The sequence below is a fragment of the Bradyrhizobium sp. cir1 genome (assembly GCF_014198245.1).
Lineage (GTDB): Bacteria > Pseudomonadota > Alphaproteobacteria > Rhizobiales > Xanthobacteraceae > Bradyrhizobium.
Genome location: NZ_JACIHE010000043.1, coordinates 1 through 12,105, shown reverse-complemented (window position 1 = coordinate 12,105; position 12,105 = coordinate 1). Strand labels below are relative to the sequence as shown.

Annotated in this window: 10 protein-coding genes and 2 pseudogenes; 5 read left to right on the top strand and 7 right to left on the bottom strand. The window is 55.6% G+C overall.

Annotated features, from left to right (window positions below; all coding sequences use genetic code 11):
• Nucleotides 1-642 precede the first annotated feature (642 nt).
• Nucleotides 643-1,119, top strand: a complete 477-nt coding sequence (locus GGD63_RS38485) for an Lrp/AsnC family transcriptional regulator (protein ID WP_183250356.1) — start codon at nucleotides 643-645, stop codon at nucleotides 1,117-1,119.
• Between the two features lie 247 nt (nucleotides 1,120-1,366).
• Here the strand turns inward: GGD63_RS38485 and GGD63_RS38480 are convergent, their stop codons facing one another.
• Complete coding sequence (locus GGD63_RS38480; RefSeq protein ID WP_183250354.1) at nucleotides 1,367-2,224, bottom strand: acyl-CoA thioesterase II; 858 nt, start codon at nucleotides 2,222-2,224, stop codon at nucleotides 1,367-1,369.
• Between the two features lie 1,152 nt (nucleotides 2,225-3,376).
• Between GGD63_RS38480 and GGD63_RS38475 the strand changes: the two genes are divergently transcribed.
• The gene (locus GGD63_RS38475; protein ID WP_183250400.1) at nucleotides 3,377-3,559 is read left to right on the top strand and encodes a hypothetical protein; all 183 of its coding nucleotides are present in this window, start codon (nucleotides 3,377-3,379) and stop codon (nucleotides 3,557-3,559) included.
• A gap of 31 nt (nucleotides 3,560-3,590) precedes the next feature.
• Here the strand turns inward: GGD63_RS38475 and GGD63_RS38470 are convergent.
• The 5 genes and pseudogenes from GGD63_RS38470 to GGD63_RS41050 all read right to left on the bottom strand — a co-directional run.
• Nucleotides 3,591-4,508, bottom strand: a pseudogene (locus tag GGD63_RS38470) (IS630 family transposase); the annotation flags it as partial.
• 837 nt (nucleotides 4,509-5,345) lie between these two features.
• Complete coding sequence (locus GGD63_RS38465) at nucleotides 5,346-5,492, bottom strand: transposase (RefSeq protein ID WP_409334116.1); 147 nt, start codon at nucleotides 5,490-5,492, stop codon at nucleotides 5,346-5,348.
• 64 nt (nucleotides 5,493-5,556) lie between these two features.
• Nucleotides 5,557-5,844, bottom strand: coding sequence for a hypothetical protein (locus GGD63_RS38460; RefSeq protein ID WP_183250352.1), 288 nt, complete (start codon nucleotides 5,842-5,844; stop codon nucleotides 5,557-5,559).
• Between the two features lie 72 nt (nucleotides 5,845-5,916).
• Nucleotides 5,917-6,060, bottom strand: a complete 144-nt coding sequence (locus GGD63_RS38455) for a hypothetical protein (RefSeq protein ID WP_183250350.1) — start codon at nucleotides 6,058-6,060, stop codon at nucleotides 5,917-5,919.
• A 139-nt stretch (nucleotides 6,061-6,199) separates the two neighbouring features.
• Entirely contained in the window at nucleotides 6,200-6,481 is a 282-nt protein-coding gene (locus GGD63_RS41050; RefSeq protein WP_409334118.1) for an extracellular solute-binding protein, read from the bottom strand.
• A gap of 1,253 nt (nucleotides 6,482-7,734) precedes the next feature.
• Here GGD63_RS41050 and GGD63_RS38445 point away from each other — a divergent pair.
• From GGD63_RS38445 to GGD63_RS41045, 3 genes are all read left to right on the top strand, one after another.
• Nucleotides 7,735-8,670 carry an NAD(P)-dependent oxidoreductase gene (locus tag GGD63_RS38445; protein WP_183250347.1) on the top strand — a complete coding sequence of 312 codons (936 nt, stop codon included), beginning with the start codon at nucleotides 7,735-7,737 and terminating at the stop codon, nucleotides 8,668-8,670.
• 11 nt (nucleotides 8,671-8,681) lie between these two features.
• Entirely contained in the window at nucleotides 8,682-10,019 is a 1,338-nt protein-coding gene (locus tag GGD63_RS38440; protein ID WP_183250345.1) for an NAD(P)/FAD-dependent oxidoreductase, read from the top strand.
• A gap of 573 nt (nucleotides 10,020-10,592) precedes the next feature.
• Nucleotides 10,593-10,985 carry a GtrA family protein gene (locus tag GGD63_RS41045; protein ID WP_183250342.1) on the top strand — a complete coding sequence of 131 codons (393 nt, stop codon included), beginning with the start codon at nucleotides 10,593-10,595 and terminating at the stop codon, nucleotides 10,983-10,985.
• A gap of 580 nt (nucleotides 10,986-11,565) precedes the next feature.
• On the opposite strand, the pseudogene GGD63_RS38430 reads toward GGD63_RS41045, so the two are convergent.
• A pseudogene (locus tag GGD63_RS38430) lies at nucleotides 11,566-12,030 on the bottom strand (transposase); the annotation flags it as partial.
• Nucleotides 12,031-12,105 lie beyond the last annotated feature (75 nt).

The window sequence follows — 12,105 nt, the reverse complement described above, 5'->3', positions numbered from 1 at the left end:
CGGCCCCTGCACAAGCATACGGAAGGACGCGCATTTTGCATCGCGCAGATCGATAGGCTTGCCGACGCCCACCTGAAGTCCCCCGCGAGGAACATCCGATCGTTCGGCCATTCTCGCTACCGCCAGAGCCGAGAGGGTTGGCAGCACGCTCCACTATGACATCCACGAGCAAGGACTGCGCACAATCGTGATAACTCCAAAATTTCCGGGGTTGACCGCCACGGCGATACCGACTGGCTGTGTCCTCAAGGAAAATGAGAACAAGTCTTACGAATGGTCGAGTCTCAACCGCGCCTAGCCGGCCGGTTCGTATCAACGACACTCTGCTACAAGCGAAGTCCCCGATATCAAGACGAGCCTCTCGTTCATCCGGACAGGTGCCGTCTCTGGGCGCAGCGCGCTCAAAGAAATCGCGACGACGCACGCTCTGTGATGACCTCTCACGAAACGGTTAAAGTGCGGACGGTCCTGCCGATACTTTGGGGCGCGTTAAGGGTCTCGGACGGTACTTTGTTGAAATTGCCGACACAATCAGGTTACCCTCCGCACAGATTCTTTTGCGTCGCTTTTCCGATCGAGCGGGAGGATTTTCTGCACCGCGTCCGGATTTGTCGGCGAAATTCATCATCGCTGGAGCCTCTTATGCAATATGACCGAATAGATGCCCGCATTCTCGAGATCGTGCAGAAGAATAATCGACTTACATCCGAGACAATCGGCGAATTGGCTGGTCTCTCTGCAACTGCGTGTCAGCGACGACTGAAGAGGCTTCGATCGGAAGGTATCATCGAGGCCGATGTCTCAATCGTCTCACCAAAGGCGGTTGGTAGGCCAATTCAAATGCTCGTACTAGTTACTTTGGAGCGAGAGCGTTCAGACATAATCGATAAGTTCAAGAAAGCGATCAGATCGTCCGCCGACGTGGTCAATGGATTTTACGTCACCGGTGACGCTGATTTTGTCCTATATGTCACAGCGCGCACCATGGAAGATTACGAGCATTTCACTAGGCGTTTCTTCTATGAGAACTCAGACATCAAAGGCTTCAAGACAATGGTCATAATGGACCGAGTGAAGGCGGGCTTTGGGATTCCAATCGATGCGCCGCCCGAAGACTGAAACGATTGCAAATGGCAACATACGTGCGAACGCATGGCTTCTCCTGTGAAGATGATTCCGCTTAGCTTCTCAGCGTCATCTCCAGGGTGGCGCCAGTCTACAAGCTTCGACTTGTCTCGGCGCGCCTTCTTCGAAGCCAATTGAGCTACGCCTTATTATATTGTGGTTGGAACATCCGCAATCCTGACAAGATGACCCTGGCGGCCAAAGTCGACCACGATCTCAATCCGGAAGCAAACTTCGTCGGTCAACGCCGCACGCGGATCGAGCCTTCCTGGGCAACCGAGGCCACCAGCGTACCGTCCTCCTTGAAGATCAACCCGCGCGTAAAACCCCGTCCTCCTTCCGCGCTCGGCGAGTCTTGGGCGAATAGCAACCAATCATCAGCCAGAAACGGTCGATGAAACCAAATTGAGTGATTGAGGCTCGCCGCCATCATACGCGCGTCGTAAAGCGTGCGTCCATAACGAGCCATCGCCGTGTCGAGCAACGACCAATCCGAAGCATAGGCTAGCGCACACATATGCAGCGCTGGGTCGTCGGGCAGCTTCGCGGCGGCCTTAATCCAAATGTGAATGCGACCCTCTCCGATCTCCTCACCGAGATATCGGGCGATCTCGACCGGGCGCAATCGAAAGGGACGATCGGGTTCGAGAGGGGGGACGCATTTCGGCATCTCGGGAAAGCTTGGCCGCTTGAGTAACTCATGACTGGTGAGCTTTTCCGGGCTTGGCACATCGGGCATTTTGTCCTGGTGGTCAAAGGCGCTCTGCTCTCCAGTGTGAAATGACACCAGCATCGAGAAAATCGCGTTGCCTTGCTGGCGCGCGCTGACGCGCCGGATCGAATAGCTCTTGCCATCGCGCAGGTTGGTGACCCTGTAAAGGATCGGCATTTGCGGGTTGCCACCCTGGATAAAATTTCCCTGCAACGAATTCGCCAGCCGGTGTTTGACCGTACGCGATGCCGCCATCATAGCTTGCCCGACGAGCTGGCCGCCGAACACCCGTTGCGAACTCGAGCTCGGACTATGTCCGCGAAAAACGTTCTCCTCGATCTGTTCGACATCGAGGATGACGCGCAGGTCAATTACGTCTTTGGACATTGATTCACTCTCAGTTTGCTCGACGTCTTCCGCACGCCTGAATCTTGAAATTCTCGAACAAACTTTTGCCAGCGATCCACGGATTGCGGTGTCACGCCCTACCTCCATACTTCTTCCCGTTTCGCCGCCACGGACGAAGGTAAGCGGCAGAACGAAAGGCAATTGTGCCGCGTCCGGCATAAGGCAAATAGATGAGCCGCGATTGCGTTACCTTCAGATTGAGATCAAAGCGCTCACCTGTCTTTCGCACATTTTACATTCGATGTGCAGGAACTGGGCCAGGACCTAAGGTCCGAATTGCAGCGGCTTTCTTCTCCACAATGTCGCTTTCGCAACAAGTTTAGTGACCTCAAACGAACCTTCGGTCGCATTGTAACGGAAGGCACATGGCGCATGTGCTGAACGACAAGCACGGATTAAGCAAACGCAGAGTGAGGCCAGTACAAGGGGCTTAGGACCTACTCGAATAGATATCGGCTGATCTGAGGGCGACAAACTGGAGCATTTTGAAGAGTTTTTCCCATCGAGTCTCCGGGTGGGAAGAGCGAAGAACGATGAAAACTTCGACGTTTTTGAGACGTCCAGAATTTTCTCGAGCAGGGCGACGACATCGTTACTGTGGCGGAGATCTGCTGCAAGGCCGAGATCAGTCAAGCGACCATTTCGACTTGAAGAAGAACTTCTACGGAGCTGCGGCCGACGAAGATACGATGGCTAAAACAGCTCGAGGAGGAGAACGACAAACTGAAGAAGCTGGTGGCGGGCCTTTCGATCGCTAAGGAGATGCTGCAGGACGTGAGCTGCCGAAACTATGACGCCTGCCGAACCGCAAGCCGGTCAACAAGATGTGGTGACTGGCAGGTGTCGATCTGCAGGGCCTGCGACGCTCTCGAGTTTGATCGCTCTGCCAGACTACAAGTCTCGTCCCTCCGGCCAGCTGCATGGAACAGAAGATCAAGGAGGTCCGTCCACCTCCGCATTGGCTGCGGCTATCGTGATCCTGTCTCACTCCGGCGCGCGCTTGGCGACATGGTCAAAACAAGGCGCGACGCGTCTACCGCGAGTTGGGTCACAATCGTGCAGCAAAACGCGGAGGCGCCAAGCTGCGCGATAACTGCAGGCCGACCACGCGCGCTCGAACGACACCTGGCGATGGACGTCGTCGATGACCAGCTGTCGACCGGACATAAGCTTTGCGTGCTCACGATGATCGATACATTCTCCCGCTTCTCGCCGACGCTGGCGCCATGGTTCACTTTCCGCGGTAGCAAGGTCATGGAGGCGTTGGGAGAGGTTGATAGCGCCGAGGATTGCCCGAGTCGGGCCCAAGCGTGATGGCATTAAGTTCGATGGCCTTAATTTTTAGGTAGCTGGCGCATTCGTGGGGTGGGAAGGCGTCGGGTGCCTTGCCAATTGCCGCGCAGACCGCATCAACGGTTCGCGCGGCGGCCTTTCTGAGCAGGTGCTTAAGCTTGGCAAAGACCTATTCGATGGGGTTCAGGTGTGGCGAGTATTTTGGCAGGAAGAAGAGTTTGGCGCCGACCGAACGGATGAGCTGTCGAACCACTTTGCTCCTGTGGCTACCGAGATTGTCCAAGACGACGATGTCACCGGGCTGACGGGCCGGCAGGAGAACTTTCTCGACATAGGTGCGGAAGCTTACGCCATCGATCGGCACCTCGATGAACCATGGCGCATCGATCCGGTCATGGCGCAGGGCCGCCAGGAAGGTCATGGTCTTCCAGGGACCATGGAGGCTTTTGTGTGAAGTCTGCTGCCGCGCGGCGCGCATCCCCGCAAGGAGGCCATATCGGTCCTAGTCCAAGCCTCGTCGATGAAGACCAGCCGTTCAGCTTTGACGCGATCAGGATACTTTGCCCACTGGGCTCGCCGCCGCGCGACCTCGGGACGATCGCGTTCGCCAGCCGCCATGCTTTTTTTGAAGCTGAGCTTCTCGGCATGCACGCATGCACGAAGTCCCATGCCGACTGATAATCGGCTTTCAGGCCGCGCCCGGCGAGCTCAGCAACGACACCGCGTATGGTGAAATCGCCGTCCTTGATCCGCTGCGACATCAAACTGCGTGCTCACCCGAAATTGGCTTCGGCTTGTAGCCGCCGATCTGGCCAGGCTCGACACTGCCGGTCTCATCAACCCGCTTCATCCAGCCGATGGCCGTGCTGATTGCCATCCCAAGCTGCTTGGGGGGCCTGATTGCGCGACACCCGCCCTCGATCGCGGCCACAACACGCTTGCGAAGATCAAGAGAGTACGGCTTGCCCATCCATGCTGGCCTCCGTCCAGCCAGCATGGTGCATCAGAAACCACTGATTTGGGAATCTTGAGGGTTTTGTGAGGTCGTGGGGCAGGCGTGAGCCGCACGCTGTGACGTGGTGGCAACCTCACAGAAGCCGGATCGCTGCCACGCCTGAGCAACGAGCGAGCTTCAACGCCGACGATCTTCGACGATAGCCAGGCTCAAACGCGTACACAACTTGTGTTGTATTGCACGGATGTTGCTCATGGGGAAGTAGGTTGTTGAGCGTATGTGCTGTCAACGGGTTAGGCGTGGCAGAAAAGCCACTTGTGACAACCCTGACGCAAGAGGCCCGGCAACGGCCTTCAACGACTGCGACGGGATGCAGAACGACGCCAAGGTCATCTTCCCTTGGATGTGTCGAGATGTTGTTGGTGCTAACATCGTTGATCCGACTGCATGGGGTCGATTCATTCGGCGCGCCACCTACCGAGGGCAAGAAGGTTGTTGGGACTCCCATGACAGCAACAAATTCAATGCAGCGTCAGCGGCTTCGTTCAATCCCAAATCGATTCAACCTAACTCCATCTTGCTTTGGACCGACTCCGCAGCGCGAAACCGTTCGGCGCTACCAGCCCGCCAATGTGTTCAGAGGCGCAAAACTCCAGTTCCAGCTGGTCCAAAGTTCGGTCTCGGCGCAAAAACCCGGGCACTAACCGCTGCTGGATGAAAATTCAGTGCAGGTCATTCCGGCAACAGACAACGGCCTGAGGTTACCACGACGTCGTTTTCGACTTGTGAAGAACCCAGTCGACCTGCTCGACACAGATAGTGGCAAGATGCGGCATAATAGCGCCGAATGCTCTATCGTCGCGACGTGTAGCGGCCGAGATAAGCCAGCACGTGTTCGGGCGCGCCGAATGGAGGCTTGGCGTTGACGACCCAGCAGTCCCGTCGAAGTTGAGCGAGGCGCTCTTTATGAGCCCATGCTGCTGCAGCAGCACAGTCCAAGCGCTAGTGCGAACTAGCAGCGAGGTCCAGAACAACAGCACGACCATGATCGCTCAGGACTGTTTCAGGCCCAACGCGAGAGCAGCGTACGCGCTTTCATCCGGTAACCCCTTCCGTCCGAGCTGCTGAGCTCTGCCATCGCGCGAGGCATGAGCCTCAGAAGCGTATCATCGTGAACAGCGCTAAATATCTTCCGACCATTCGGCAGAACGAGCGTGATCAGGATGCATAGCAGCAGCGGCAGGACGAGGGTTTGGGCCTTCAGCTTGCGCCGGCGCTCGGCCCGTTGCAGCTCGATCCGCATTGGCACGACACCGGCAGTGCCGGCGATTTCTGCGGCCATTGTCGCCATCGACTTCTCTCTCGGTCCTTCGTTGGAGGGGCGAGGAGAACCGAACGCCTCCCCGCCGTTTCCGTTCCTGGTCTACTTTGCAAGCCAAGCGGTTAGACGCTGTTGCAGTTCATCGCCATGTTCCACCGTGAACGGAGGATCAGGCGCCACAGCATTGGCCATATGATTGGGCGCGTTCGTCAGATCCGGCAGGATCGCCGGATCGAGCAACGCCATGGCGACCCTGTTGATGGGTCCGTAGGATTGCTAGCGCTAGAGTCGGCCTTCGGCTGGGGCGAACCGGCGAATGCGAGGAACTTGTAGACAGCGACAAGGTGCGGAGAGATCCCTTGGGTATCGCCCAGACACCTGCGATTCACAGTTGGGCTTCCCAAATGATCCCGAAATTCTTGCCAGAGTTCTTGTTGGCGGCGTTGATGCGGCCGTTCCGGGCCGAGCTCATGACGACCTGACCGCCAGCCAATAGCTGCGGCGCTTGGACGCTGGCCGTCCACCAGACGACATCCTTCTTGATCGTGTCGAGCTTCTCCGAGGCGCGGTCGCCGCCCTGGGAATACTGACAACCTTGTAGACGTCCTTGAGCCAGGGCGTCGGCGATCAGCGCCCATTCGAGATTACCGAACGAATTCTTGAACAGCCCACGCTTGCCAGGGAGTTTCTGCGTGTCGAACAGGTCCGCGATAACCTCGGACCGTTCGGCAGCTTGTTCTCGTCATAAGCAATGACCGGGCTGGAGATGGCCGTCGACACCCGCAGTCAAATTTGCCGGCGTCGCCGAATTTGGTCCGGTCGAGGCCCACCTTCTTCCAGTCAACCGCGGTCGCTGTTCCACTAAGCGGAAAAATGACTCGTGCATCACGCGCTTCTTACCCGGTCCCGATGACGAGCTGGCTCCACAAGAAAGCCGGCAATGAGACCATCATTCGCTCACTAGAGCATGTGCTGACCGAGAATATATCGGCTTTGTCGATGCCGAGATGCTAGAGCGACGACGTGAGGCCGAACGGAGGTGAAAAGGGCAAAGGTGGCAGCAGTCTGCCTGGAGTAACGGAAACGATAAGTGGCAGGTCGAATATAAACCTGGCGCGAAGGAAATGATGTTCACTCGCATCCGTTCTCTTGTGGCACGTGACGCGCAGAACGGCGATGGCTACGACAGGCCACCTTCTATATGATTTGGTAGCTGCCCAAGCGACGAGCCGCTGGCTAAGTTGGTTGAAGTGCGGCGGAAGCCAGCAAGCATTGTACGAAACGTTCAGTTCGGTCCGATTCGTCGAGCTGCGCTGTCGTGTCGACCGGTGCGACATCTTCGGTGCGTACTTGGAGAATGGATAATAGCTCCAGCAGCCGATCGTCGGTTCTTACGGCGCTAATCGTTCGAAGTATCGATTCCTGTAGGCAGCGTTGCGCGAGCGGCATTGATAGGCTCGCGTGGCGCGGCAGCTGAGATTCCAGTGCCTAAGCGAGGCTGGCGAAAATGGAACAACCATTGGAAGCTAATGGCATCTGTCGATCATCGAGGGCGATGGGGCACCCGCAACCAGTCTCCCCGTTCTTGTTTGCGGAGGACTTCGGTTTGGTGCCTCCTGTTAACGTAGGGTTCAAATGTTCGTCCCGCGAGCGAAGAATGACTGGTGGCCACGTGCGATTTCCCGTTGTCAATTCTTTTGTGAGTGTCGCGCTTCGTCCTTTCATGGACCTTGCTTCCCGGTTCGCTGTGCCCTCATTGATCGCGCAGACGTTCTATGGCGAGGTGGAACACTTCGCGCAGGAGGCTCATCGATTAGCGGTTGGGAATAGCTGTCGAAAGTATCCGGCAAGGCAATCGAGTTCTTATTAGTCATGGTTGGGTGTAGTTGGCTATCTTCGGCAGACTGAACATTTAGGGCAATGCTGGTGCGCAAGATCATAATAACTGGAGCAGCGGGCCTCGTGGGCCACAATCTCGTGGCACGACTAAAATCACGCAGCGATCTGCAAGTCGTTGGCATCGACAAACATAAGGCCAACACTCGCCTGTTTCGCGAAGTGCACCCTAACGTGCCAATCCTTGAGGCGGATCTTGCAAAGCCAGGAGCGTGGACTGACAGCTTTTCTGACGCAGATACCGTTGTCATCAACCAAGCTCAGATCGGGGGAGTGCGTTACCAAGAATTCGAAGCTAATAATGTCACGGCGACCTGGAACATCCTCGCTGCCATGCGGGTTCACTCGGTCCCATATTTCATCGGAGTATCTTCGTCCGTCGTAAATTCAAAGGCTGACGATTTCTACACGCGATCGAAGAAAGCCCAAGAGGAGCTCTTTGCCGCCAGTCCCTTACCGCATGTCACCCTTCGTCCGACCTTGATGTTCGGCTGGTTTGATCGCAAGCACCTTGGCTGGCTTCGGCACTTCATGGATCGCGCACCCGTTTTTCCAATCCCTGGCAACGGCGAGTTTGTCCGCCAGCCGCTCTACGTTGGGGATTTCGTGTCCGTGATCATGGCGGCCATCGAGCACAGGAAAACAGGCACCTTCGATATATCGGGACTTGAGAAGATATTCTATCGCGACTTGATCGTCATGCTTCATGAGATCGTAAAGCCGCGCGCGAGGATCATCCAAATCCCCTATGTCTTGTTCTGGGCGTTGCTTTGGCTCTACGCAATGCTCGACAGGAATCCACCGTTCACGACTAACCAGCTTGATGCCCTCGCTATACCGGAGACCTTTCCCATTATTGATTGGCCAAAGGAATTCGGAGTTAGAGCAACGCCCTTGGAGTGTGCGCTCGCGGAAACTTATCTCGATCCTGCATATTCCTCCCTCAGGCTGGCATTCTAGGATTTACGAGCGTGAGCCGAATCGCTGTGCTAGGGGCTGGACCAATGGGGCTTGCGGCCGCGCAACGCGCCGTTACACTCGGCCACAAAGTGGACCTGATCGAGGCGGACGGAAAACTCGGCGGTATGGCCGCGCATTTTGATTTTTCGGGACTCTCGATCGAACGGTTCTATCATTTCGTGTGTAAGGCGGATGGCCCCACGTTCGCGCTGATGCGCGACCTAGGTATTTCGAACAAAATGCGCTGGGTCGATACTTCGATGGGGTACTTTACGCACGGAAAGACTCATAAATGGGGCGATCCAGTTTCGCTGCTGCGATATCCGCATCTATCTGTGATCGAAAAACTACGCACCGGTCTCCAGATGTTTTTGGCGACCAAAGCAAGTGGTTTCAGCCGGATCGAACATTTAACGGCGCGAGAATGGATTGAACGTGGGTCAGGCAAGTCGGTGTACCAAAAACTGTGGAGACGACTTCAGGAATTGAAATTCCATGAATTTGCTGACGAAGTCTCAGCATCCTGGATTGCGTCCCGTATTAAACGCATCGGAAATTCGCGTGAGTCAATTTTAAAGGCGCAACTAGGTTATATCGAGGGCGGATCAGAAACGCTAATTGAGGCCATGGCCGATGATATTCGACGCAAAGGCGGCCGTATCTATCTTAACACGCCTGCAGAGCGCGTTGTCGTGAAAGACGGCCGCGTCAGTCTGGTGCAGGCGGGGGGCACGGGATTTGAAGCCCAGGCGGTTATCTCGACCGTGCCAATTCCTCTAGTCAATCACCTTGTGCCCGACTTGCCGCAAGAATGGAAGGACAAATACGCTGCAATCCGAAACATCGGAGTCGTGTGCCTAGTTTTCAAATTACGTAAGTCTGTAACGCCGCATTTTTGGGAGAACATCGTTGCGGAGGACATCGATATTCCAGGCCTGATCGAGTTTTCCAATCTCCGGCCGTTCGCTGACACGATAGTTTACGTTCCGTACTATATGCCCCTTACGCAACCAAAATGGCATTGGCAGGACGAGCAGTTCATTGACGAGGCTTTCAGTTATATTCGCCGCGTCAATCCGGCAATTCAGCCTGACGATCTGATGGATGCGAGGGTCAGTCGCCTTCACCACGCGCAGCCTGTGTGCGAACCTCACTTTCGTGACAAGCTGCCTTGTGTTCAGACTCCGATTAGAGGTCTGCAGATCGCAGACACCTGCTTCTATTATCCGGAAGATCGTGGTGTAGCCGAGAGCATCCGCTATGGCCGCATGATGGCGGAGGCGGTCTCTAGAAGACTCTCCGGGACGGTTTCTCACTGGACGGACGCTGATACTGGGTCTGAAAAATAGTCATGAGTGACATGTCGACTAGCTGCGCCCGAGAGTCTCAAAAATCGGCATTGATAAAGAGATGGCGGGTTACTTTGTGTACCCAAACGCGCGTGCCGCGCTCGATTGGCGTGTGGATGCTGCGAATTCATCAGCGAGATCGATCGTACCAAAATGGAAATCCTGACGCGCGATCGTTTTTGTCACGCCTATGCGTTGGTGTCTTACGTCAAACCTGTTGCGAGCACCCGCTCCAAAAAAAGCGGGGCCTATTACATTTTTGGAACAAACGCATCTTATCATGAAAACGGCGGAAAGATACGCGAACAAAATTCCGCAAGGACTTAATGACGCTGCTATTTACCATGTTTTTGCTCAGTAGGGCTGATGCTCGCGCGTTAGGAGCCGGAGGCGGCCATACATCGTTTTCTACTATACAGGATGAACAAGCGACTCGCACGGCAGATTGGCTGGTCGAATCTTATTTGCTTTGCGAATTTCTGATCACCTGGACCTCCTCGGCAAGAAATCCTTTGTTGTGGAAAAAAGTGACCTCGATCAGATCGCGGACGTACACCTATCTCTGGAGCTTCTGTGAAAAATCGGTTTGCACGGTTCTTGATTGTGGGCGTACTCACTGCGGCAGTAAACATGTTAGCTCGTGTCTTAATGTCTAGATTTGTACCATTCGAGTATGCCGTCGCCCTCGCCTTTCCCATCGCGCTAACGTTCGCTTTTGCGATGTCGAAAGTTTATGTCTTTCAGATGTCGGAAGTCGTCGCACGGCGACAGTATCTCCGTTTTTTGTTGGTGTATTCGGTGGCGCTCGTTCAAGTGTGGCTCGTGAGCGTTGGCATGAGGTATTGGATCCTGCCGGCTATCGGCTGGGCGTATCACCCTGAACTTGTCGCCCACACCGTAGCGGTCTGTAGTCCCGTCTTGATGACCTATTACGCCCACAAGGTTTTCACCTTTAGGCAGAGATAAAGAGACTAGTTCGATGATATTGCGTGTCAACGCCACCGATTACGCGGCGATGGAATCGCGGTCTGTTAACCTGCGGGGAAGGTTGCGTAGGTTGTGCTCATTGGTTCATTGCGCTGACAATGCGAGCCTGATTTGCTTTTTGAAAGGGGGCTAGGACCGGGACCTATTTGGCTGAATGGTGAACAGGGGAGCAGGTTAAGCCTCATTGGCCGGCGGATGTCTGTGAGCGTGGAGACCATGGCCGCGTCGTGAGTGGCGTCTTTATCATGTGCTGAAAAGTAGCTACAGTTGGTGATTGCCGAGCCGAATATGGTCCTCCGATGACGATCTACCATCGTGTGGTACGCTGGTGATAGTTCGAAGTAATTGAGGTGCGAGGTATGCAAGTCGGAATCGTTCATCGCCGGTGTCCGCAGCCAGCGTGGTGGCGTTACCTAGGTCCGATCGCCACCATGCCGCCTGCGAAACACAATGCATTTCTTCTTGTGGTGGACTGCTGCCGAATCGACAGCTCTAGATCCGCTCACCTGCTTAATTTTTCTTCAGCTCGTAATCCGCCCGGCCGCCGCCGCCAATGAACGATGATCTTGCGCAAACTGCGATGCAACGCCGCGACCGTATTGGTGGTGTCGATCATTTTGCGGATGCCCGGCGCAAACGCGAAGAACGGCACCAGGTGCTCCCACGCACTGCGCCAGATTTGGCCGATTGCGGGGTAGCGCTTGCCCCATTCCGCCTCGAACTCGGAAAGCCGCAGCGACGCCGCCTCGGCGCTCTCGGCCCGATAGATTGCCTTGATCGAGGGCAAGACCGCCTTGCGGTCCTTCCAGGAGACGAAGGCGAGGCTGTTGCGGATCAGGTGTACGATGCAGGTTTGCTCCAGCGTTTGCGGATAGACCGAGGTAATCGCTTCCGGGAAGCCCTTCAGTCCATCGACCACAGCGATCACAATGTCGCTGACGCCGCGTGTCTTGAGTTCGTTGACGGCGCGCAGCCAGAACTTGGCGCCTTCGGTCTGCTCAATCGTATCCCTCCGCCAAAGGCCGCCTTGTCTGACGAACGCAATCGCTGCAGGTCCTAGGGGTAATCCTAGGAGAAGCGCTATGACGATTTCGAGGGC

Excerpts from the sequence above, each read along its gene's own strand:
- GGD63_RS38485 (WP_183250356.1), top strand. The coding sequence starts at position 643 with ATGCAATATGACCGAATAGATGCCCGCATTCTCGAGATCGTGCAGAAG.
- GGD63_RS38480 (WP_183250354.1), bottom strand. The coding sequence starts at position 2,224 with ATGTCCAAAGACGTAATTGACCTGCGCGTCATCCTCGATGTCGAACAG.
- GGD63_RS38475 (WP_183250400.1), top strand. The coding sequence starts at position 3,377 with ATGGACGTCGTCGATGACCAGCTGTCGACCGGACATAAGCTTTGCGTG.
- GGD63_RS38460 (WP_183250352.1), bottom strand. The coding sequence starts at position 5,844 with ATGGCGACAATGGCCGCAGAAATCGCCGGCACTGCCGGTGTCGTGCCA.
- GGD63_RS38455 (WP_183250350.1), bottom strand. The coding sequence starts at position 6,060 with ATGGCGTTGCTCGATCCGGCGATCCTGCCGGATCTGACGAACGCGCCC.
- GGD63_RS38445 (WP_183250347.1), top strand. The coding sequence starts at position 7,735 with ATGCTGGTGCGCAAGATCATAATAACTGGAGCAGCGGGCCTCGTGGGC.